Below are 23,311 nucleotides of genomic sequence, written 5' to 3' on the forward strand. Positions count from 1 at the left end.
GAGGCAACCAGCGGCCCACCCCGCCAAAGTCACGCCTATGGCGAGGCAACCTGCGGCGCACCCCGCCAAAGTCACGCTTATGGCGAGGGGGGCCAGCCGCCACCCCGCCAAAGTCACGCCTATGGCGAGGCAACCTGCGGCGCACCCCGCCAAAGTCACGCTTATGGCGAGGGGGGCCAGCCGCCACCCCGCCAAAGTCACGCCTATGGCGGGGTAACCAGCGGCCCACCCCGCCAAAGTCACGCTTATGGCGACGGGGGCCAGCCGCCACCCCGCCAAAGTCACGCTTTTGGCGAAGCAACCAGCCGGCGGACACCGCCACAGTGCCCGGTATTCCGCGTCGTGGGCCGCCAAAATTCAATCTTCGGCGGCACCACGACAGGGCGAGCGGGCGTACGTCAGCTCGCGAGGCGCTCCAGCTCCTCCTCGATGATCTTGGGGTCCAGCTTCTTGAAGACCGGCTTCGGGGCCTCCAGCGGGCGACCGGCGGGCAGCTCGGTGGATTCCCAGCGGGCGCCGACGGTGTAGTCGCCCGTGATGATCGGGTACGCCGGGCCGCCGTCCAGGTCGTCGACCTCGCGGATCTCCGGCATCGGCGCGTGCACGCCCGTGCCGCCGAGCAGCTCGTGGATCTTCTGGGCGGCGTGCGGCAGGAACGGGGTGAGCAGCGTGTTCAGGTCGCTGACCGCCTGCAACGCGACGTAGAGGATCGTGGCGAGCCGGTCGCGGCGCTCCGGCTCCTTGATCTTCCAGGGCGCCTGGTCGGACAGGTACTTGTTCGCCTCGCCGACGACCCGCATCGCCTCCGTGATGGCGGCCTTCTGCCGGTGCGAGGCGATCAGCGAGCCGACCGTGTCGAAGGCGCCGCGCACCGACTCCAGCAACGCCGAATCCTCGGCGGTCAACTCGGCCGGCGTGGGCACCGCACCGAAGTTCTTGGCGGCCATCGCGATGGAACGGTTGACCAGGTTGCCCCAGCCCGCGACCAGCTCGTCGTTGTTGCGGCGCACGAACTCCGACCAGGTGAAGTCCGTGTCGGTGGTCTCCGGGCCGGCGACCGCGATGAAGTACCGCAGCGCGTCGGCGTCGTAGCGGGACAGGAAGTCGCGCACGTAGATCACGACCCGCCGCGACGATGAGAACTTGCGGCCCTCCATCGTCAGGTACTCGCTCGACACCACCTCCGTGGGCAGCGCCAGCTTGCCCAGCGGCCCGGGCTCCCCGCCCTTGGCGCCCTCGCCGTTGTAGGCCAGCAGCTCGGCCGGCCAGATCTGCGAGTGGAAGGTGATGTTGTCCTTGCCCATGAAGTAGTAGGACGACGCCCCGGAGTCAGCCGCCCACCAGCGCTTCCACGCCTCGGGATCGCCACTGCGGCGCGCCCACTCGATCGACGAGGACAGGTAGCCGATCACCGCGTCGAACCACACGTACAGGCGCTTGTTGGGGTTGTCCTCCCAGCCCGGCAGCGGCACCGGGATCCCCCAGTCGATGTCGCGGGTCATGGCCCGCGGTCGGACATCGTCCAGAAGATTCAGCGAGAACTTCAGTACGTTCGGCCGCCAGTCCGTACGCGTCCGCAGCCACTCCCCGAGCGCCTCCGACAGCGCCGGCAGGTCGAGGAAGAAGTGCTCCGTCTCGATGAACTCCGGGGTCTCGCCGTTGATGCGCGACTTCGGGTTGATCAGGTCCTGCGGGTCGAGCTGGTTGCCGCAGTTGTCGCACTGGTCGCCGCGCGCGCTGGCGTACCCGCAGATCGGGCACGTGCCCTCGATGTAGCGGTCGGGCAGCGTGCGGCCGGTCGACGGGGAGATCGCGCCGTGGGTCGTCTGCTCGATCATGTAGCCGTTGCCGTACACCGTGCGGAACAGCTCCTGGGCCACCGCGTAGTGGTTGCGCGTCGTGGTCCGGGTGAACAGGTCGTACGAGAGCCCGAGCGCGGTCAGGTCCTCCACGATCACCCGGTTGTACCGGTCGGCCAGCTCGCGCGGCCCGACGCCCTCCTTCTCCGCCTCGACGAGGATCGGCGTGCCGTGCTCGTCCGTGCCGGAGATCATGAGCACGTCGTTGCCGGCCATGCGCTGGTAGCGGCTGAAGACGTCGGAGGGCACCCCGAAGCCCGACACATGACCGATGTGGCGCGGGCCGTTGGCGTAGGGCCAGGCGACCGCGGCGAGGACGTGACTCATGGTTAGCCAGCCTAGTGACCGCGTTCTGATGATCGCGACGAGGTTTGCCATGCGCGGCGCGGCGCACACCGGCCGAGGTCCCGCCGGTGTCCAATGAGATCCGTGACGCACCAGCCACCGGAGGACGAGACCGGCCGCGGCGCGCCCTGGCCGGCCCCCAGCCCGGACGCCACGTGGTGGCGCAGCGAACGCGCCGCCGGCCCACCCGGGGACCCCGGCCCGGCCGAGGACGCCCGGCCGACCAGCGACGCAGCACCGCCGGGCGACGCAGCACCGCCGGGCGACGCAGCACCGCCGGACCACGCCGCACGGGACGACGCCGGATCGGCCGGGGAGCCCGCCGTCCGGGCGGGGAACGAAGAGCTTGACACGGCAGCCGCGTCGGACACGGGCGCGTCGAGCACGAGCGAGTCAAGCACGAACGCGTCGAGCGCCGCGGGGTCCGCTGCGCCCGAGCCGGCGGCGGCCGACGTGCGGCCCGAGGAGCCACCCGAGCCGGTACCCGCTCCGTCCGAGCCTCCGGTCCCGGGGCCGCCGGAGCCGCCCGTACCCCCGGAACCGCCGGATGTCGCTCCCGTGTCCCGCCGGGCGCTCGTCGCGCCCAGGGACCCGCTGAGCACGAGGCCCTCACGTCGCGCCCGGGCGCGCGCCGCCGAGCCGCCCGACGATCGATCCGAGCCGGCGCCCGTCTCCCCCGCCCTCGTGCCCGCTCAGGAGGCCGCCAGCGAACCCGACCGGCCCCCGCGCGGCGAGGCCTGGGACGAGGCTGACCTCCCGGCGGACGCCGACCCGGACACGCTGGGCCGGCACCAGGCCGACGCCGGCAGCGGGGCCGCGCCGCTGGCGGACGGGAGCACCGGCGACAGCCGGCCGGCGGTAGCCCAGGCCGCGGCGGTCCAGCCACCGGCCGCGCGGGCCGGCGAGGGCCGGCCGGAAGGGCCCTGGGCCGACACGAGCCCGCCGCAGGCCGTCCTGGCCGACGCCAACCCGCCGCAGGCCGTCCTGGCCGGCGCGCCCCGACCGCAGGCCACCCGCGCGGAGGCCGACGACGAGCCGGGCGTGGCGGAGGACACCGCGGACTACGCACCGGTCGCCATCTACGACCCGGGAGCACCGACCCGGCACGGCATGCCGGTGCGGACCATCGACCCGGCGACGGAGCTGTTCGGCGGGCACTCCGGAATCGCGCTTCCCGGCACGTACTCGCCTCCCCGGCCGAGGGGGCGCGGGGCCGGGCCGCGCCGCGGACCTGAGCCGCCCCGCAGGTCGCGGCCGTTGCGCCGGCCCTGGCTGACGTTGCCCACGCTGGTGCTGCTGGCGTTGGCCACGGCGTTCTTCGCGTGGGTGGCGGCGGAGCCGTTCTGGCTGGCCATGGGCCACGCGCAGACGGGCACCGTGGCCGTGGAGCGCGACGAGGGCGAAGGGCTGGCGCGCCGGTGCCACGGGCGGTTCGTCGCCGACGGCGCCGCGTTCGAGGTCCCCCGGGTTTCGATCACCGGGCTGGCGGACGCGCAGTGCGCGACCGGTGCGACCGTGCCGGCGCGGATGGTGTCCGCGCACGGGCGGCAGGCGTACACGGCCGACGACGCGGGCCTGCGCCTGCGCTGGGGGCTCGGGTTCGCGCTGGTCGGGCTGTGCGCCCTGCTGATCATGTGGGTCAGCGGCGCGGTCCGGTTCACCGGCCGGCGGCGGTGGGCGGCGGTGGCGCTGAGCCTGGGGGCGCCGGTGCTGCTCAGCGCGGGGATCGTGGTGGCGACGTTCTGACGACGAGGTCGTAGACCTCGCGCTTGGGCAGGCCGTACCGGCGGGCCACGGCGGCGATCGCGTCCCGGCGCGACAGGCCCTCGCCCTCCTCGTCGACGACCTCGGCGACCAGGCCGGCGTCGTCCGGGCGGGCCCGCGCGGCCGGGTCGGCGCCCGCGACCACCAGGGTGATCTCGCCCCGGACGGGCCCGTCGGTGGCCCAGCGCGCCAGCTCACCGAGGGTGCCCCGGCGCACCTCCTCGTACGTCTTGGTGAGTTCCCGGCAGACGGCGGCCGGGCGTTCGGCGGTGAAATTCTCCACCAGTACGTCCAGAACCTCCGCTAGCCGGTGGGGCGCCTCGAAGAAGACCAGGGTGCGCTCCTCCGTCGCGAGCGCGGCCACCCGCGCCCGTCGTTCGCCCGCCTTGCGGGGCAGGAACCCCTCGAAGGCGAACCGGTCGCACGGCAGCCCGGACAGGGCCAGGGCTGTCGTGACCGCGCTCGGCCCGGGCGCCGCGGTCACGGGGACGCCGGCGGCCAGCGCGGCCCGGACCAGCCGGAACCCGGGGTCGGAAATACTCGGCATGCCGCCGTCGGTGACGACGGCCACCTCAGCGCCCGCCTCGGCGGCCTCGATCAACTCGGGGGTGCGGCGCTCCTCGTTGCCTTCGAAGTACGACACGACGCGGCCGCCGATCTCCACCTCGAGGTCGCGCGCCAGGCGGTGCAGCCGGCGGGTGTCCTCCGCGGCGACGATGTCCGCCCCCGCGAGCGCGGCCCGCAGGCGGGCCGAGGCGTCGCCCACGTTGCCCAATGGCGCGCCGACGAGCACCAGCCGTCCGGTTGTCATCGCGTTCTCCAGGTCGTCACGTGCCGCCGCGGATGCGGCGGAACACTCGTGGGCAGCCTACGATCGCGGGGTGACCCAGGCCCTATCGACGCCGGACGCGGCGAACGAGGACACCCGGACCGAGGACAGCCCGGCCGGCGGCCGGACCCGGCGGGCGGTGCCCGAGATCGTGCGCCGCCGGCTGGCGCCGCCCATGCCGAGCCTCTGGGTGACCTGGGTGGCGACGTTCTGGATCACGACAATCGCAGCTTTTGTCCGGGTGTTCCACTACGGTACCCCGTCGGAGATCATGTTCGACGAGACCTACTACGCCACCGAGGGCCAGGAGCTGCTCGACCACGGCGTCGAGTGGGAACCGTCGTCGAACACGGGCGCCTTCGTGGTGCACCCGCCGCTCGGCAAGTGGCTGATCGCGCTCGGCATCAAGCTGCTGGGCAACGACTCGCTGGGCTGGCGCCTGCCGACCGTGGTGCTGGGCATCGCCGCGGTGGCGATCCTGACCCGTACGGCGATCCGCATGTTCCGCTCGGTCGTGCTCGGCGCGGCGGCCGGCCTGCTCATGGCGTTCGACGGTTTCGAGCTCGTGCTCTCCCGGATCGCCATCCTGGACATCTTCGTGCTCTTCTTCGTCCTCGCCGCGTTCTCCTGCCTGGTCGTCGACCGGGACAAACGGCGGCAACGCTGGCTGCGGGCCATGGAGAACGGCCTGGATCCGACCCGGCCGGGGCGGGCCGGACGGCCGGGCTTCAGCTGGGGCGGCGTGCCGTGGTGGCGGCTCGCGGCCGCCCTCCTGCTCGGCCTCGGCTGCGGCGTGAAGTGGAGCGTCGCGTTCTACCTGCCCATGTTCCTGCTGCTCATCGTGCTGTGGGAGGTCAGCCTGCGCCGCCACGCGGGGGTACGCCGTCCGTGGCGCGACACGCTGCTGGACGAGTTCGGCTGGATCGCCGCCTTCTGCGTCATCGTCGCTGGCGCGTACCTCGCCACCTGGACCGGCTGGTTCCTCACGGACACCGGCTGGAAGCGGCACTACCTCTCCGCCGAGCTGGGCCGGACCGAACTGCCCGTCATCGGCGCCCTGCAGAACCTCTTCTACTACCACCGCGACGCCCTGGGCTTCCACGAAGGGCTCGTCTCCAAGCACCCGTACCAGTCATGGCCGTGGCAGTGGCTGCTGCTGGGCCGGCCGGTCGCGATCTACTACGGCAACGACCCGTCCTGCGGGGCCGACGACTGCTCCTCGGTGATCACCCTGCTGGGTACGCCCGTGCTGTGGTGGTCGTTCATCCCCGCCCTGGTCGCCATGGCCTGGCTGGGCATCGCCCGCCGCGACTGGCGGGCGCTGGCCATCGGCCTGGGCGCGGCCTCCGGCATCGTGCCCTGGTTCTGGTTCCACTACGCCGACTACCGGACGATGTTCTACTTCTACGCCGCCCCGGCCGAGCCGTTCCTCATCCTGGCCGTGGTGTTCGTGCTGGGCGCGATCATCAACGCGCCCGGCGTGGGATTTTCAGGGCGTACGCTCACGTTCGCCCAGTCCGACCGGCGCCTCTACGGGACGATCTTCGCGGCGGCGTTCCTCATCGCCGTGGCGCTGTGCTTCTGGTACTTCTATCCGATCTGGACCGCGCAGTCGATCCCGCACGACAGTTGGTGGCAGCGCATGTGGCTGGGCAACCGCTGGGTGTAGGCCCAGGGGAAGACGGAAGGGCCGTGCTGGCCCTACCATTCCGGCGTGACCGCACCCGCATTGACGCCCGTCGCCACCAAGGTCCCCGACGTCCAGCGTCGGCGCCTCGTCCCCAACCTGCCGGAGGGGTGGGTGGGCTGGGCGGTCACCGCGTGGGTCACGGTCATCGCCGCGCTGACACGCTTCTACCACTACGGCACGCCGTCGAGCATCCTGTTCGACGAGCTGTACTACGCCACCGAGGGGCAGGAGCTCCTCGACCACGGCGTGGAGTGGGAGCCGAACGGCGATTACGGCGCCTACGTGGTGCACCCGCCGCTGGGCAAGTGGCTGATCGCCCTGGGCATCAAGCTGCTGGGCAACAACTCGCTGGGCTGGCGGCTGGCCTCCGTGGTCGTCGGCACGCTCGCGGTGCTGATCATCACCCGTACCGCGATCCGGCTGTTCCGGTCGGTCGTGCTCGGCGCGGCGGCCGGCCTGCTCATGGCGTTCGACGGCTTCCAGCTCGTGCTGTCCCGGATCGCGCTCCTCGACATCTTCGTGCTGTTCTTCGTGCTCGCCGCGTTCTCCTGCCTGGTCGTCGACCGGGACAGGCGGCGGGAACGCTGGTTGGCGGCGCTGGAGAACGGGCTCGACGTGACCGCCGAGGGACGCGCCGGGCGCCCGCCGGGCGGCTGGGCGGGCATCCCGTGGTGGCGGCTCGCGGCGGCGGTCATGCTGGGCTGCGCCTGCGGCGTGAAGTGGAGCGGGATCTTCTTCCTGCCGGTGTTCCTCCTGCTCATCCTGCTGTGGGAGGTCGGCACCCGCCGCCACGCGGGGGTGCGCCGGCCGTGGAAGGAGGCGATCCTCGACGAGGTCGGCTGGCTGTTCGCCTTCGGCGCCGTCGTCGTCGTCACGTACCTCGCCACCTGGTCCGGCTGGTTCCTCACCGACACGGGCTGGAAGCGGCACTACTTCGCTAACGAACTGGGCAAGACGGAACTACCGGTCATCGGGGCGCTGCAGAACCTCTGGCAGTACCACGTCGACATGCTCGACACGTCGCAGAACGGCATGGTGTTCGACCACCCGTTCAAGTCGGCACCGTGGCAGTGGCTGCTGCTGGGCCGGCCGGTCGCCATCTACTACGGCAACGAACCCGGCTGCGGGCAGGATCCGTGCAGCGCCGTGATCAACCTGATCGGCACCCCGGTGCTGTGGTGGTCGTTCATCCCCGCCCTGATCGCCCTGGCGTGGCTGGGCATCAGCCGCCGCGACTGGCGCGCCCTGGCCATCGGTCTCGGCGCCGCGGCCGGCATCCTGCCGTGGTTCTACTTCATGGCCAACGGCAACCGCTCGATGTTCTACTTCTACGCCGCGCCGGCCGAGCCGTTCCTCATCCTGGCCGTCGTGTACGTGCTCGGCGCGCTCATCAACGCGCCGGGCATCACCGCGTCATCGCGCCAGTTGACCGCGGCGCAGACCGACCGTCGCCTGTACGGCACGGTCTTCGCCGCGATCTACATCGTCGCCGTGGGGCTGTGCTTCTGGTACTTCTACTCGATCTGGACCGCACAGTCGATCACGTATAACGAGTGGTGGCATCACATGTGGCTGGGCAACCGCTGGGTGTGACGCTCGCCCCGGTGGTCCAGGTGGGCGATCAGGGTCAGCGTCCCCCCGTCGTACTCGCGGTGCAGCCGCCGGCCGATCGCGGACATGATCCGGATCATCGAGGCGTTGCCCGGGTGCACCATGGCGTGCACCTCGGTCAGCCCGGTCTCGGCGGCGACGGCCGCGAGCCGGCGGGCCATGGCGGTGCCCAGGCGCCGGTTCTGCCAGCCGTCCTCGACGAGCATGGCGAGTTCCGCCGTGCCGTCGGTCCACATCAGGTTGGCCATGGCGACGACGCGGCCCTCCGTGTCCTCGGCCACGAGCGAGTGTCCGGCGCTCGGGTGCAGCAGCTGGGCCAGGACCGTGTGTGACGGGCAGTTCGTGCCGGCCAGGTAGCGGCGCAGGCGGGTGGTCAGCGAGCAGCGGGCGTGCAGAGCCACGACCGCGTCCAGGTCGTCCGGCGTGGCGCGGCGGACGGTCACCTCGGCGCCGTCGGCCAGCATCATCCGCCACGTCTCCGCGGCCACCTGCGGGGCCGAGGACAGGGCCGCCACGGCCACGTCCACGAGCGCGTGGGCGCGCGCCGACTCCGCGGGGGTGAACGGCGCCGTGGGCCGGCTGGCGAGGAAGCCGCCGCCCGTGGGGTCGTCGAGCCACAGCTGGGTCGCGGTGTCGCCGACACCGCCGGGCTCCTCCGGCCGCCAGGAGATCTGGGCGCCACCGAGCAGCTCGGCCAGCGCGGTGGGCAGGTCGTCCGGGTTGCGCAGCAGCCGCGCCGCCAGTCCGAGGCTGCGGGTGGGCGGGTCGACCAGGGCGTGCGCGTCGGCCGGCTCGACCCGGGGCAGCCGGGCTCCCCCGTCGGTCACGGCCGCGGCGAGGTCGCTCGCCGACAGGACGGGCGACGCGGCCACGAGCAGCTCGTCGACCGGCCCGTCGGCCGTGAGGTGCACCTGGACGGAGAGGATGTTGACCGAGCGGCGGGCCAGGCTCGCCGCCAGGATGGCCAGGCGGCCGGGCACGTCATCGACCGTGGCCCGCACGTGCCAGAGCCGGATGGTGCCCCGGGTGTGCGGCCCGTCGCCGGCCACGACAGTCACGGCGTCGACCGGCGCCTGCGGCGCGGCGGGCGCGGCCGGGGCGCCGAGCGGGGTCAGCGAGCTGAGCAGCAGGTCGGCCGTGGCCCGGTTGCCGGCGATCGGGATGTCCCAGAACACGGCCAGCCGCATGAGGGCACGCGTCGTGGTGTCGCCGGGGCGCAGCTCCAGCGGGTCGCTGAAGGCCACCACCCCGTCGATGACCCCGGCGGCGGCCAGCCCGGCCGTGGCGGTCGGCCCGACCGTACCGGCCCGCAGCGGCTCGGTCACCAGGCCGAGCTTCTCCTGCAGCAACGCGCCCACGCCGGGCGGCGCGAGCAGGCGCAGGCCCGCCAGGCGCTGCCGGTGGGCACCGGCCCAGGCGATCAGGTCGGAGCGGCGGGGGCCCTCGGCCGTGAGCACCAGCGCCCGGACGCGGTCGGGCTGCTCGCCCGGCGCGAACCGCTCCGGAAGGTGGGCGAGCCGGTCCCCGCTAACCGCTGTCGATGTGTCCGTCACCGCGCACCTCCGCTGACCTCATCGTTTCCGCAGATCAGACTGCCTTACCGGCGTTACCAGTCTGTTGCACGGCGGTGTCGCGTCGCGGCACGAAAAACCCGCGGGGTGGGCGGGCTGGCCTCCACCCACCCCGCGGGGGTCTAGGGGTGGGTCCCCGCCCGGCCGGTTGGCCGGACGGGGACCGGGTGTTTCAGGTGCCGATCGGTCAGGAACCGATCAGGGCGGCGTAGTCCGCCATCGCCATGGCGACGTCGGCCTGCGCCCAGAAGCGGTGGAACGTGAAGGTCGGCGCGGCCCCACCGTCAAGGTAGGCCTGGACCTTCGGCCACTCCGGGTCGTTCTTGTAGAAGGAGCGGATGTCCAGGAAGGACTTCCCGGGGGCGATCACGTCGCCGTTGGGCATCTTGCCGTTGTAGCCCGACGGGATGTAAAGGCCGGTCTGGTTGCTCGAGGTCCAGATGTCGTCGAACCGCTTGTAGTCCTCGCGGGTCTCCGGCACGGCGACGCCCTTGTCGTCCGAGTTGGCCCACAGCGCGTCGAGGAGCGCCTTGGCCTTCTCCTTCGCGGCGGTGTTGTTGGCCTTGGCACCGTAGAAGATGAGCGCTCGCGCGAGCGAGGCCGCCACACCGACGTCGGAGCCCGAGTTGACGATGGTGACGTGCAGACCCGAGTTGTTCACCGAGGTCGTGCCCGACGTCCAGTTGCCGCCCGGCTGACCGGTCCAGTCCAGCGTCGACGGGACCGAGAAGGTCGAGCCCGACGCCGAGGTGTTCGCGACCACCCAGGGCGCCCACTTGTCGAGGAGTGCCTTGGCCTTCGCGTCACCCGTGACGTAGTAGTACTCCGCCACGCGCTGCATGGACCACGCCTGGAATCCCATCCAGGTGTTGGAGCCCGGGTCGGCGTAGACGGGGTTCTCCTCGTAGGCGAGGCCGTAGAAGGTCGGCGTACCCGACGGCGGCGCGGAGTAGTCCCCGCCCCAGCTGTTGGTCGCGCCACCCGCCATGCCACCTTCGGCCGACTGCAGCCAGGTGTAGAACTCGATCTGACGCGTCAGGCTGGTCGCCCAGTCCCCGGCCGCCGTCGACGACCTCGGCTTGAGGGCGGCATCGGTGGACAGCACATACGCGGCCATCGGGTTCTGGTAACCCATGTGGTTGTGGCTGGAACCGATGCGCCACGACCAGTCGTTCGAGGCGCCACCGCCCCACGCGACGTACCAGTTGAGCAGGTAGTTCGCCGAGTCCTTACCGGTACCGGCGGCGCAGGACTTGGACGTGCAGCCCGGCTTCTTGAAGTACTTGTCGTACATCGCGTAGCGCAGGTAGTCGCCCATCTTGGCGGCCTTGGCGATCGTGCTGGACACGGCCGAGCTGTTGCCCTGCTCGGCGGCCCAGGTCTTGGCCCAGTAGGCCGCCTGGACAGCACGCGCGTCGGCGTCGGGGGCCGTGCTGTAGCGCCACTGCTTCGCCGGCGTGCCGGAGATGAAGATCGGCAGGTAACCGGCGTTGGGCTGGCCGTAGGTGAAGTCGTCGCACGACGGGTGCGCGACGGTCTCCCACGCCGACTCCTGCGGGCCACGCTGGAAGGTGTTGATGTACGACACCTTGCTGCCGCAGCCGGTGTAGCCGTAGACGTTGTCCACGTCCAGGATCCAGTGCATCTGGTAGATGTCGGAGTTGCCGTAGGTGCTGACCAGCTCGTTGTAGAGCGGGTCGGTGCCGACCTTGACCGACGTGTCGAGCAGACCACCCTGCTGCGGGTAGAGGCTCGGCTGGTTGGCCTCGCCGGCGTAGTCAGCCGGGTCGCTCGGGTTGTAGTTGTTCGTGGTCTGCTTGCTGTGCGCCGGGATGATGTAGTTCTCCATCACGGCCCAGGCCTGGTTGAAGCGGGTCCAGTCCTTGGTCGCCTTGCCGTAGTAGGCCTCCAGCCACAGGTAGTAGCTGAACGCCTCCGACGTGGTCTCGTGACCGTGGTCGGGCGCCTCGACGACCAGCGTCTCGATCGAGTGGTACGGCACGCCCTCGGGCGAGAAGTACCCGTTCGACGGGGACTTGATCTTGTTGTAGTGGTCGAGGAACCGCTGCAGGTACGGGTCGTTCGTGGTGCCGTCGTCGTCCTGCTCGGTAGCCGACACGATCACCGAGGTGAAGCCGTTGGCGGCGACCGTGAAGCTCGCGGTGCCGTTGGTGGCGTCGGCGTCGTCGGCCGCGGAGACGGTGACCGTCTGCGGGGTGGCCCAGTTCGACGTGGTGAACGTCAGCGAGGTGGGGCTCGCGGTCAGGTCCGCGTCGCCGCCGGAGACCTTCGTGACCGACACCGTCGTGCTGGCCGACGGGGCGGACGACAGCGCGACCGTGAAGGTCTTGCTGCTGGCCTCAGGAACGGTGAGCGAGGTGGGCGTGACCGTCAGGGTCGGCGTCGTGGCGGTGTCCACGAAGACCGGGACGTCCGGCACGAGCGGGCTCACCTGGTTGACGTTGTCGTACGCCTTCGCCTGGATGTGGTACGCCTCGGTCTGGGCGGGCACGCCACTCCAGGTGTACGAGTACGGCGCCGAGGTGTCGGTGCCGAGCAGCAGGCCGTCGTGGTAGAACTCGACCTTGCTGATCGACCCGTCCGCGTCCGACGCGTTCGCGTTGATGGTGATGTTCGCCGGCGCGGTGAAGCGCTGGTTCGCGCTCGGCGCGGTGATGCTCACCGTGGGCGCCTGGTTCACGGCGCTGGTCGGCGGACGGCTCGTCGGCACCGAGCTGGTCGGCGGACGGCTGGTGGGCACCGAGCTTGTCGGCGGCCGGCTCGTCGGCACCGAGCTTGTCGGCGGCCGGCTCGTCGGCACCGAGCTCGTCGGCACGCTGCTGGTCGGCGTGGTGCCGTTGCACGGCACGCCGTTGACCGCGAAGTTGCTCGGGTCGCCGTTGGTGCCGGTGTAGGAACCGTTGAAGCCGACGTCCATCACGGTCGCGCCGTTGGCGACGGAGCCGTTCCACGACGCGTTGCGGACGGTCACGGTCTTCGCGGACTGCGAGAACGTGCCGTTCCAGCCCTGCGAGACGACCTGGTTGCCGGGGAAGTCGAACGTCAGGGCCCAGCTGGACCAGGCGTCGCCGACGTTCTGGATGTTGAAGCTGCCCGTGAAGCCCGTGGGCCACTCGGCTCGCTTGGTATAGGTCACCTGACAGGCGGTGGCCGCGGAGGCCGGCGATGCCGCCAGGACGGTGAGGCCCGTGGCGGCGAGTGCGACGGTCGCCGTTGCGGCGACCACCGTCCTCCGCCGCGTCCGGGTAAACCTCGACAACGGACTCATTACGACTGATCTCCTTGAGCCATGGCAGAGCCGTGGGTACGACTCAGCGAGGCGCCGTGGAGGTCACAGTGGACCTTCCGACGTACGCCCATGGGGATCAGCCCGGCCCGGACCGCGGGCTAAAAAGCGGGACGGCCACCGTTACGTGGTGGCGGAACGTCGACCCGGTGTGATGGTGACCAGGTGCCCTCGACGTCACGGTGTGTCACAAGGCTCTTTGCGCGAGTGCAGTGATTCTGGCATGGGAACGCTCCCAGAACAAGGCCACGCATTCGTGCCGGTCGCTTTCAGCGATAGTTTCACGGCCGTTTCGCATATCCGCACTACACGTTGCATGCACGTTGCCGGCAGGTAGCCCGATCTTGACGCGGGTCTTCCGCGATTGCCGGGAGGCCACTAAAGTCCACTACCAACCTCGATGGGAGCGCTTCCATCGATGGTCGTGTCGAACAGCTACGCACCACATATAGAGGCAGACCAACGACCGGCGACAGGTCAGCCCGGACACTGTCACCAGTCGTTCCACCCGACGTGGCGTGGAGAGGAGGTGGTAGCCGAACCACCACAAGGCCCCGGCTCCCGCGCAACGCGTATCACCAAGGGGCTTCAACCAAACGGTGATGCGCGCACAGAACACCCCGTGGGGACGGGGATGCCCTCCCCGTCCCCACGGTACCGCCCCGCCCCATGGTGGCGGCATCCCTCGGCCGGTCAGGACCATCACATCCGCCCGGCAGCGAATCGATTCACATCCCCCTGTTCTCGGGCAGTGCCGCCTGCGTGCGCGCGCCCGTGTGGATAAGCGCGCATCAGGAGTTCGCCATGAAGTCCCTCAGTTCCTTCCGGAAACACCGGAAGGCGCGAGTCGTCCTGACCGCAGCCGCGGTCGTCGCGACCGCGGTGGTGACGCCGGTGATCGGGCGTCTCGCCACCGCCGACGCGGCCATCTCCGCCAACTACGCGGACGCCCTGAGCAAGGCCGTCTGGTTCTACGACGCCCAGCGCCTGGGCAAGCTCCCCGCCACCAACCGCGTCTCGTGGCGCGGTGACAGCTTCCTCACCGATGGCGCCGACGCCGGCCTCGACCTCGTCGGCGGCTTCGCCGACGCGGGCGACACCATCAAGGCGACGTTCCCGCTCGCCCACACGCTCACCACCCTGGCCTGGTCCTACGTGGACAACTCGGCCGGCTACAGCGCCGCCGGACAGAGCAACCACCTGCTGTCCAACCTGCGCTGGGGCATGGACTGGATGATCAAGGCGCACCCCTCCGCGAACAAGCTCGTCGTCGAGGTGGGCGACCCCAACGAGGACCACAAGCTGTGGGCCGCGGCCGAGCTGCAGACGTACCCCCGCAAGACGTACTTCATCGACAGCTCCTGCGGCGGGTCCGAGGTCGCCGCGTCCAGCGCCGCCGCGTTCGCGTCCGCGTCGCTGGCCTTCAAGGCGTCCGACCCGACATATGCCGCGACCCTGCTCACGCACGCGAAGCAGCTCTACACCTTCGCCGACACCGTGCGCGGCAAGTACACGAACTGCGTGCCGGTGATGTCGGCGTTCTACGACTCGTGGAGCGGCTACTACGACGAGCTGACCTGGGGCGCGCTCTGGCTCTACCAGGCCACCGGCGACTCGAGCTACCTGACCAAGGCGAAGTCCCTCTACACCAGCCTGCCCAAGACGGGGCAGTCGTCGAGCGACCCGATCGCCTACGCCGGCACGTACGACTGGGACGACAAGACCCAGGCGAGCATCTTCCTGCTGGCGAAGCTCACCCGGGAGCAGACCTACATCGACGCGGCCAACCGCTGGGCCGACTGGCTCACCGGGCCCAACGGGTACAACGGCGCCAAGGCCACGTACTCCCCCGGCGGCCAGGTGTTCCACGGCGCCTGGGGCTCGAACCGGTACGCCGCGAACTCCGCGATGCTCGCGCTGGCCTACGCCGACTCGGGCGTCTTCGACGCCACGCGCGCCACGCGGATGCACGACTTCGCGGTACGCCAGGTCAACTACGTCCTCGGCGACAACCCGCTGTCCCTGTCGTACCTCATCGGCTACGGCAGCAAGTACATCCAGATGCCGCACCACCGCGGCGCGCACGGCCCGTGGGGCAACAACCCCGACCAGGACCCGGTCAACAACCGGCACATCCTCTACGGCGCCGTCGTCGGCGGGCCGACGTCCGCGAACGACCAGTACGGCACGGAGAAGCGCAGCGACTTCCAGAAGTCCGAGGTCGCGATCGACTACAACGCCGGCATGACCGGGGCCCTGGCCCGGCTCACCAAGGAGTACGGCGGCACCCCGTCGGCCATCCCGACGGAGACGCCGGACGGCCCGGAGATGTACGTGCTCGCCTCGCTCAACCAGGTGGGTACCGGCACGGGCACGAGCTTCTTCGAGATCAAGGCCCTGCTGCAGAACAAGTCCGCGTGGCCGGCCCGGCCGCTGAAGAACGGCTCGTACCGGTACTACTTCACGCTCGACCCCGGCTACTCGGCCAGTCAGGTGAGCGTGACGTCGGCCTACAGCCAGTGTCCGACGGCACCGACGATCAGCCAGTACTCGGGCAACATCTACTACGTGACGATCAACTGCACCGGGGTGACGATCGCGCCCACGGGGCAGCCGGACTTCACGAAGGAGACCCAGTTCCGGGTCATCTTCCCGGGCCCGCACGACCACACCAGGGACTGGTCGTGGGCCGGCGTGAGCACCACGCAGTCCTCGCCCGCCCTGGCCGGCAACATCCAGGTGTTCGACGGGACGACGGCCGTCTACGGCAACGCCCCCGGCACCACGCCCACGTCGGCGGCACCGACCACGGTCGTGCCGACGACGACCCGGCCCACGACGGCGCCGCCCACCTCGGTGGTGCCGACGACGTCCCAGCCGACCACGGCGGTCCCGACCACCGCGGTCCCGACCACCGCCGGTCCGACGACCGCGGCGCCCACCACGACGCGTCCCACGACGGGCGCGCCGACGAGCGGCCCGAGCGCCACCTGCAAGGTGACGTACTCGACGAACGACTGGGGCTCCGGCTTCACCGCCGCCGTCACCGTCGCCAACACCGGCACCGCGGCCATCAGCAACTGGACGCTGAAATTCTCCTTCAGCGGCAACCAGCAGGTGACCCAGGGGTGGTCGGCGACCTGGTCGCAGAGCGGCACAGCGGTCACCGCGACGAACCTGTCGTGGAACGGCTCACTGGCGCCCGGCGCCTCGACGAGCATCGGTTTCAACGGAAGTTACAGCGGAAGTAACGCGAAACCGACGTCGTTCACGCTCAACGGCTCGGCCTGTTCCCTGGGCTGAACAGCCCGTCCCCGGCGGGGGCACGGCGTCCACCCCGTGCCCCCGCCACACCACCCCGCCACAAAAGGACGCGCTCCCGGCACAATAACCGTAACGTGGGAGCGCTCCCAAAGATCAGGTAGGAGGCACCAGCATGGACGCGAGCGATCCGCCCGCACACCGATCGGCACTGGACGTGGACACCCCCCTCGGGCTGGCCTTTCCGGACGGCTTCGCCTGGGGAGCGGCAACGTCCGCGTTCCAGATCGAGGGCGCGGCGCGGCTCGACGGCCGCGGTGACTCGGTCTGGGATACGTTCTGCCGCACACCTGGGAAGATCCTGGGTGACCACAACGGCGATATCGCCGCCGACCACTACAACCGGGTACCGGACGACGTCGCCCTGATGAAGCAGCTGGGCCTGCAGACGTACCGGTTCTCGATCGCCTGGCCGCGCATCATGCCGGACGGCTCCGGCCCGGCGAACCAGCGCGGTCTGGACTTCTACAAGCGCCTCGTGGACGAGCTGCACGGCCACGGCATCACGCCGATGGCCACGCTGTTCCACTGGGACCTGCCGCAGGCGCTGCAGGACAAGGGCGGCTGGGAGTCGCGCGACGTCGCGTACCTCTTCGCCGACTACGCCGAGGTGCTCTTCCGCGAGCTCGGCGACGCGGTGCCCACCTGGCTCACGATCAACGAGCCGAAGACGGTCGTGCAGAACGGGTACCTGCGCGGCCACCACGCGCCCGGCTACCGGGACGAGGGCGCCGCGTACCTCGTCGCCCACCACCTGCAGCTGGCACACGGCCTCGGCGTGCAGGCCTTCCGGGCGAGCGGCGTGCCCGGTCGCATCGGGCCCGCGCTGAACCTGCACCCGTGCTACCCGCTGGACGACGACGAGAAGACGATCGCCGCCACGCGCCTGTACGACGGGTACGAGAACCGCCTGTACCTGGACTCGATCGTGCACGGGCACTACCCGGAGGACGTTCTGGCCGACCTCGGCGAGGACAGCCGCATGGTGCAGGGCATCCGGTCCGGCGACCTGGCCATCATCTCGTCGCCGGTGGACCTGCTCGCCGTGCAGTACTACTGCCCGCTGTTCGTCGACTGCGACGGGGAGTGCGTCACCAAGCTGCCGACGTCGCAGGCCGACTGGCAGCAGATCTACCCGGACGGCATGTACGACATCCTGACCCGGGTGCACCGCGAGTACGGCGGGCTGCCGATCACCATCACGGAGAACGGGCTGCCCACCCTGCACGAGCCCAACGGCGACGGCACTGTCGACGACCTTGAGCGGGTGCAGTTCCTGCGCGACCACTTCGCCGCCGCGCACCGGGCCGTCGCCGACGGCGTGCGCCTGGAGAGTTACCACGTGTGGTCCCTCATGGACAATTTCGAGTGGGAGCAGGGCTACGGCCAGCGCTGGGGGCTCATCCACGTCGACTACGACACCCTGCGGCGTACGCCCAAGCGCAGCGCCCTGTGGTACAAGGACGTCATCGCCCGCAACGGGGTGTGAGCCTTTCCTGACCCCTCCGCTCATCCGGCCGGCGCCGGCGACCGCTCGCGCGGGTCGCCGGCGCCGGCCGTTTACGGGGCTAGGGTCGTGGGGTGACTGAGTACTGCGTGGTGACGACCAGCATCGACTCCGCCGACGGCGCGCAGGCGCTGGCCAGGGCGGCGGTCACCGTCCGCCTCGCGGCGTGCGCCCAGGTCACCGGCCCGGTGCGCTCGACGTACTGGTGGCAGGGCGCCGTCGACGACGCGACCGAGTGGGTGGTCACCCTCAAGACAACCACCACGCGGTACCCGGAACTCGAGCGCTTCCTGCGTGACGAGCATCCGTACGAGGTCGCCGAGATCGTGGCCACGCCGATCGTCGCCGGCTCCCCCGCCTACCTGGCCTGGATCGCCGCGGAGACTATCCGAACGACGCGATGACCGCCGGCAGGGCGGCGGCCACGTCCGGGGCCGTGACCGGGGCGTGTTCGCCGCCGAGACGGTCGGCGGCCGTACGCCCGGCGAGGCCGTGGACGAACGCCGCCGCGACGGCCGCCCGGTCGGCGGGCAGGCCGGCCGCCAGCAGCGAACCGAGCAGCCCGGCCAGCACGTCGCCGGTCCCCGCGGTGGCGAGCGCCGGGGTGCCGGTCGGGTTGGCCCACACGGTGCCCTCGGGGGTCGCGACGAGGGTCCGGTCGCCCTTGAGAAGCACGGTGACGCCGAGCTGTGCGGCGAGTTCCGTGGCGGCGGCGAGCCGGTCGGGTCCGGGTTGGTCGCCGGCGAGGCGGGCGAACTCGCGGTCGTGCGGGGTGACGACCGTCGGCGCCTCCCGGCGGCGCAGCCAGGAGTTGAGGTCGCCGTGGCCGAGCAGTGTCAGCGCGTCGGCATCGATGACGGCGGGCACGGGCGCGCCCAGCACGGCGCGCAGCTCCTCGGCCGCGTGCCGGTCCGTACCGAGGCCGCAGCCGCACACCCAGGCCTGCACCCGGCCGGCCTCGGCGACCCGGCGGGTGGGGATGACCGACGGGTGCGCGCGTACGACGTCGTCGGTGACCTGGCCCGCGTAGCGGACCATGCCGGTCGGTCCGGCCAGCGCGCCGGCCACGGACATCAGCGCGGCGCCCGGGAAGGCCGCCGAGCCGGTCGCCAGGCCGACGACCCCCCGGTTGTACTTGTCGGAGGTCGGCGCGAGGCTCGGCCACCACCGCTGGATGTCGCTCAGCTCGGGCACCCAGGCGGCCGGCCGCACCGCGAGCCAGGGCAGGCCGATGTCGACCACGTCGACATGGCCGGCGTGCGCGACCGCGGCGCCCACCACGAGGGCCGGCTTGAGGCAGCCGAACGTGACCGTCACGTCGGCGCGCACGGCCGGGCCCTCGACCTGGCCGGTGTTCACGTTGACGCCGCTGGGTACGTCCACGGCCACGACGGTGGGGCGGCCACCATCGGTCGCCCGTACGCCATCAAGGTTTTCCACCACGTCGACGGCCGCGCCCCGCAGCGGACCCCGCGCCCCACTGCCGAGGATGCCGTCCACGACCAGGTCGGCGACGGCGGGCAGCCCGGCGATCGTGGCGCCGCCGGCCGCCCGAAGGGCCGCGAGCCCCTCGGCGTGGGCCCGGTCGGGCGTGATGAGCAGCGCGGACACGGCGGCCCCACGCGCGGCGAGGCGGGCGCCCGCGTAGAGCGCGTCGCCGCCGTTGTTGCCCGCCCCGACGAGCAGGAGCACCCGCGCGCCGTAGACGCCCCCGCGCCCGGCGAGCACGGACGCGCAGCGCCGGGCCAGGCCGGCGGCGGCCCGCTGCATCAGCGTGCCCGCCGGCAGGGTGGGGATGAGCGCTTCCTCAGCGGCCCGGATGTCCGCCGCCCGCCACGCCGCCCTCATCTGTGCCTCCTCAGCTGGTTGGCGTGTCGCGCTCGGCGACCACCATGGCCGACGCGATGCCGCCGTCGTGCGACAGGGACAGGTGCCACCGGTCGACGCCGCGCTCCGCGGCGGCGGACGCCACTGTGCCGGACGTGGTGAGCCAGGGCCGGCCGTCGGGGTCGGTGACGATCTCGCAGTCGTGCCAGTGCAGGCCCGTCGGCGCGCCGAGGGCCTTGGCCACGGCCTCCTTCGCCGCGAACCGCGCGGCGAGCGACTCGGCCGGCCGGGGGTTGCCCGACGCGGTGGTCTGCTCGGCGACGGTGAAGAGCCGGTCGGTGAGCAGCGGGGTGCGCTCCAACGCCCGGACGAAACGTTCCACGAGGACGACGTCGATGCCGACAGCGACGATCACCCCAGCAGCCTAGGGGCTGGGCCGGTCCGTCGGTAGCGGCACCCGCCGTGCGGCGCAAGGCCTGTGGAAACAGGCGGGTACGCCGCACCGGGCGCCGTCCACAGCGGCTGACCGTCGCGCGGGGCGGCCCCTAGGTTCGTGCCATGACCGTCCCGGTGCTCCTCCATGTCGACGCCGACCTGCTGCGCGACGCGGCCGCCATCGTCGCGGACGCGGCAGGCGCCACCGACGCCGCGCGGCTGGCCGGCGCGACGCTGGCGGCGGGCGGCGGGGGGCCGTCCGGCGGGCCGGGCGGGGCCATCGGGGCCGGCGTGGCCGCGGTGGTGGGGGCGGTCGGGCGGCCCGGCGACACGACCGTGGACGAGCTGGTGCCGTCGGTGACGGCGCTGCTGCGGGCGGCGGACGGCTGGCAGGCCGGGGCGGCGGCGGACGCCGCCTCGGCCGCCGCAGCCGACCGCAGCGGCGAGCTGCGCCGCTCGGTGGGTGCGCTGGCCGACGCGCTGCGCGATGCGGCGGGCGCGTACGAGTCGGCGGACCGCCGGGCGGTCGAGTCGCTGACCCGCGCGCTCACGTGGGGGGAGTGATCGCGCCATGGTGACCGAGGCGGGTCTGTGTGCGGCGGAACCCGGTCGGATGACCGCGACGGGGGCCGGGTTCCGCCGGCTCGCGCGGGAGCTGTCGGCCCGGGCCGACGGTGTCCGGGCGGGCGGGGTGGCGCTGGGGAACGGCTGGCGGGGCGGTGCCCGGGACGCGGCCGCGGGTGCGCTCGACCGGGCCGAGTCGCGCCTGCGGGGAGCGGCGGACGCCGTGCTGGCCTGCGGACAGGTCCTCACCGAGCTGGGCGAGCAGGTCCGCACGGCGCGGGCGCTGCTGGAACGCGGTTACGGGCCGCTGGCGGTCGAGGTGGCCACGCGCGCGGACGCCGCCGCCACCGGGCGCCTGGCCGCCCTGTCGCGGGCGCTGCGGGACCCAGCCGCCTTCGGGGCGCCGGTCGACCCGGCCGTACCGGCGCGGGGTACGCCGCCGACCACCGTCCGGGCCTGGTGGGCCGGCCTGACGGCCGACCAGCGGGTTTGGCTCGTCGCCAACCGGCCGGGGGACGTGGGCGGCCTCGATGGCGTGCCGGCGGCCGATCGCGACGCCGCCAACCGGGTGCGCCTGGCGGCGGCCCTCGACGCGGCCGCGCGCCGCGGTGACGAGGCGCTGCTGCGCGGGTTGGGGGCCATCGCCGCCCGGCTGGCCGACGGCGGGCGCGTGCGCGCGTACCTGCTGGGTCTGGACGTCTCCGGCGACGGCCGCGCGATCGTCGCGATGGGCGACCCCGACCGCGCCACGGACGTGCTCACGTACGTGCCGGGCGCCAACACGGCGCTCGCCTCGCTGGGCGGGCTCCTCGACCGCACCGACCGGATGCGCGACGCGGCCGAGCGGCTCGACGGCACCGCCGACGTGGCGACCGTCCTGTGGCTCGGCTACGACGCGCCCGAGTGGGCCAGCGCCATGTCCGCCTCGGCCGCGCACGCCGCCGTGCCCGACCTGGACCGCTTCCTCGACGGGCTGCGCGCCACCCACGAGGGCCCGCCCGCGCACCAGACCGTCCTGGGGCACTCCTACGGCTCGCTGGTCGTCGGGGCGACCGCCCGCGACGCCGGCCTCAACGCCGACGATGTCGTGTTCGTCGGCAGCGCCGGGGTCGGTGTCCCGTCGGCCGACCGGCTGGAGCTTCCAGCCGGGCACGTCTGGTCGAGCACGGCCCGCAGCGACCCGTTCGCGTACGCGGCGCCGGGGTTCGGCCAGTTCGTCCGCGACGCCGCCCACAACGTGACGGCGCCGTTCAGCCGCTGGTACGCCGACCCGGTGCCGAATGTCGACATGTGGCACGGGCACAACCCCAGCGACCGGACGTTCGGCGCGAACGTGTTCACCAGCGACCCGCGCGGCGGCCACTCTGGATATTTCGCCGGCGCGGGTCTGGAGAACATCGCGCGTATCGCGGTCGGGGGCCAACACCTGGCCAACGTCGACTAGGACCGACGGTGATGGGTATGCAACCGTAGGTGGGCAGTAGTACGGTCGCTCGCATGAAGGCGCTTGTCAATATTGACGAGGATGACCTCGCGCTGGCCGCGGCCCTGCTCGGCACGTCGGGCCGGCGCGACACGATCGCCGCGGCCCTGCGCGTCGTCGCGGATCGGCAACGCCTCATGGCGCGGGCCCACCAGGACTCCCTGGCGCTCGGCGTGGGCTCCGACATCACCGACCCGATCGTGATGGCCCGGGCGCGCCGATGACGCAAGGCACCACCCCGGCCGACGACGCCGGGCCGCACCTGCCGGCCATTCCCGCACAGCACCGCCTCTACCTCATCGACACCTCGGCACAGGCACGCATCTGCCACCCCGGCATCCGCGAGATCATCGTCGCCCTCATCGCCGACCGCGTCGCCGCCACCTGCGTGACAGTCGACCTGGAGGTCGGCTTCTCGGGCCGCTGCCACGAGGACGTACGCGGCATCGCCGAGCGACGGCGCGAGCTCTACCAGGTGCTACCGATCACCGAGGCGATCGCGGACCGGGCACGCGAGGTCCAGGTACGCCTTGCCAAGCGCGGCAAGCACCGCGCCGCCGGCCTCGTCGACCTGCTCACCGCCGCCGTGGCCGAGCACCACGACGCCGTTCTGCTGCACTATGACGAGGAGTTCGAACGCATCGCGGCCGTCACGGGCCAGTCGCAGGCGTGGATCGCCCCGCCGGGCTCACTGGAACGCTGACCGGCCGCTCGCCGCGCACCGTTCGAGGCGGAGGCTGCGGCCGGCCTGGGCCGAACTCGGCCACCAAAGTCCCGCTTATGGCGACGCGAGCGCCGCGACCGACCGCCAAAGCCACGCTTATGGCGAGGCGAACCCCCCGACCGACCGCCAAAGTCATGCTTATGGCGAGGCGAAGGACGCGACCAGCCGCCAAAGTCACGCTTATGGCGAGGTGGATGCCGCGAACAGCCGCCAAAGTCACGCTTATGGCGAGGTGGATGCCGCGACCAGCCGCCAAAGTCACGCTTATGGCGAGGCGAGCGCCGCACAGCCCCGCCAAAGTCACGCTTATGGCGAGGCCAGCACCGCACAACCCCGCCAAAGTCACGCTTATGGCGAGGCCAGCACCACACAGCCCCGCCAAAGTCACGCTTATGGCGAGGCCAGCACCGCACAACCCCGCCAAAGTCACGCTTATGGCGAGGCCAGCACCGCACAACCCCGCCAAAGTCACGC

At 71.9% G+C, this 23,311-nt stretch carries 16 protein-coding genes; 10 read left to right on the forward strand and 6 right to left on the reverse strand.

The annotated features are described in order from the left end of the window. Positions 1–398: 398 nt before the first annotated feature. Positions 399–2,186: a methionine--tRNA ligase gene (gene metG / locus ABD191_RS08435; RefSeq protein ID WP_344078663.1), complete on the reverse strand. Its 1,788-nt coding sequence runs from the start codon at positions 2,184–2,186 to the stop codon at positions 399–401. A 102-nt stretch (positions 2,187–2,288) separates the two neighbouring features. Here metG and ABD191_RS08440 point away from each other — a divergent pair, with 102 nt between their 5' ends. After that, positions 2,289–3,950, forward strand: a complete 1,662-nt coding sequence (locus tag ABD191_RS08440; RefSeq protein ID WP_344078665.1) for a hypothetical protein — start codon at positions 2,289–2,291, stop codon at positions 3,948–3,950. Here ABD191_RS08440 and rsmI read toward each other — a convergent pair. Next, positions 3,919–4,791: a 16S rRNA (cytidine(1402)-2'-O)-methyltransferase gene (gene rsmI / locus ABD191_RS08445; RefSeq protein ID WP_425560687.1), complete on the reverse strand. Its 873-nt coding sequence runs from the start codon at positions 4,789–4,791 to the stop codon at positions 3,919–3,921. The two genes, ABD191_RS08440 and rsmI, sit on opposite strands and share 32 nt — an antisense overlap. 58 nt (positions 4,792–4,849) lie before the next feature. Here rsmI and ABD191_RS08450 point away from each other — a divergent pair, with 58 nt between their 5' ends. Both ABD191_RS08450 and ABD191_RS08455 read left to right on the forward strand, forming a co-directional pair. Then, a complete protein-coding gene (locus tag ABD191_RS08450; protein ID WP_344078669.1) occupies positions 4,850–6,466 on the forward strand; it encodes a dolichyl-phosphate-mannose--protein mannosyltransferase in 1,617 nt (538 codons plus the stop codon). 45 nt (positions 6,467–6,511) lie between these two features. Continuing rightward, positions 6,512–8,080: a dolichyl-phosphate-mannose--protein mannosyltransferase gene (locus ABD191_RS08455; RefSeq protein ID WP_344078671.1), complete on the forward strand. Its 1,569-nt coding sequence runs from the start codon at positions 6,512–6,514 to the stop codon at positions 8,078–8,080. On the opposite strand, the gene ABD191_RS08460 is transcribed toward ABD191_RS08455, so the two are convergent. Together ABD191_RS08460 and ABD191_RS08465 are read right to left on the reverse strand one after the other, a co-directional pair. Continuing rightward, positions 8,050–9,651, reverse strand: a complete 1,602-nt coding sequence (locus ABD191_RS08460; RefSeq protein WP_344078672.1) for a GNAT family N-acetyltransferase — start codon at positions 9,649–9,651, stop codon at positions 8,050–8,052. The two genes, ABD191_RS08455 and ABD191_RS08460, sit on opposite strands and share 31 nt — an antisense overlap. A 205-nt stretch (positions 9,652–9,856) precedes the next feature. Further along, complete coding sequence (locus tag ABD191_RS08465; RefSeq protein ID WP_425560684.1) at positions 9,857–12,916, reverse strand: glycoside hydrolase family 48 protein; 3,060 nt, start codon at positions 12,914–12,916, stop codon at positions 9,857–9,859. An 864-nt stretch (positions 12,917–13,780) separates the two neighbouring features. Between ABD191_RS08465 and ABD191_RS08470 the strand changes: the two genes are divergently transcribed. From ABD191_RS08470 to cutA, 3 genes are all read left to right on the forward strand, one after another. After that, entirely contained in the window at positions 13,781–16,279 is a 2,499-nt protein-coding gene (locus ABD191_RS08470) for a glycoside hydrolase family 9 protein (protein ID WP_344078676.1), read from the forward strand. Positions 16,280–16,412: 133 nt separating this feature from the next. Further along, positions 16,413–17,786: a GH1 family beta-glucosidase gene (locus tag ABD191_RS08475; protein ID WP_344078678.1), complete on the forward strand. Its 1,374-nt coding sequence runs from the start codon at positions 16,413–16,415 to the stop codon at positions 17,784–17,786. A 92-nt stretch (positions 17,787–17,878) separates the two neighbouring features. After that, on the forward strand, positions 17,879–18,208 hold the full coding sequence (cutA, locus tag ABD191_RS08480; protein WP_344078680.1) for a divalent-cation tolerance protein CutA: 330 nt from the start codon (positions 17,879–17,881) through the stop codon (positions 18,206–18,208). Here the strand turns inward: cutA and ABD191_RS08485 are convergent. Together ABD191_RS08485 and ABD191_RS08490 are read right to left on the reverse strand one after the other, a co-directional pair. After that, positions 18,189–19,652, reverse strand: a complete 1,464-nt coding sequence (locus ABD191_RS08485; RefSeq protein ID WP_344078682.1) for an NAD(P)H-hydrate dehydratase — start codon at positions 19,650–19,652, stop codon at positions 18,189–18,191. The two genes, cutA and ABD191_RS08485, sit on opposite strands and share 20 nt — an antisense overlap. 10 nt (positions 19,653–19,662) lie before the next feature. Beyond that, positions 19,663–20,046, reverse strand: a complete 384-nt coding sequence (locus tag ABD191_RS08490; RefSeq protein WP_344078684.1) for a holo-ACP synthase — start codon at positions 20,044–20,046, stop codon at positions 19,663–19,665. Between the two features lie 143 nt (positions 20,047–20,189). On the opposite strand from ABD191_RS08490, the gene ABD191_RS08495 reads away from it, so the two are divergent. Genes ABD191_RS08495 through ABD191_RS08510 form a run of 4 tightly spaced genes read left to right on the forward strand, consistent with a single transcriptional unit; the run spans position 20,190 to position 22,816 of the window. Further along, a complete protein-coding gene (locus tag ABD191_RS08495) occupies positions 20,190–20,630 on the forward strand; it encodes a hypothetical protein (protein WP_344078686.1) in 441 nt (146 codons plus the stop codon). Between the two features lie 49 nt (positions 20,631–20,679). Beyond that, the gene (locus ABD191_RS08500; RefSeq protein ID WP_344078688.1) at positions 20,680–22,074 is read left to right on the forward strand and encodes an alpha/beta hydrolase; all 1,395 of its coding nucleotides are present in this window, start codon (positions 20,680–20,682) and stop codon (positions 22,072–22,074) included. Between the two features lie 53 nt (positions 22,075–22,127). Further along, positions 22,128–22,337 (forward strand): DUF2191 domain-containing protein, encoded by a 210-nt coding sequence (locus ABD191_RS08505; protein ID WP_344078690.1) that lies wholly within the window; start codon positions 22,128–22,130, stop codon positions 22,335–22,337. Continuing rightward, positions 22,334–22,816, forward strand: coding sequence for a PIN domain-containing protein (locus tag ABD191_RS08510; protein WP_344078692.1), 483 nt, complete (start codon positions 22,334–22,336; stop codon positions 22,814–22,816). The genes ABD191_RS08505 and ABD191_RS08510 overlap by 4 nt, the downstream gene beginning before the upstream one ends. The last annotated feature ends 495 nt before the right edge of the window (positions 22,817–23,311 follow it).

This window comes from Luedemannella helvata, from assembly GCF_039528415.1.
Taxonomy (GTDB): Bacteria; Actinomycetota; Actinomycetes; order Mycobacteriales; family Micromonosporaceae; genus Luedemannella; species Luedemannella helvata.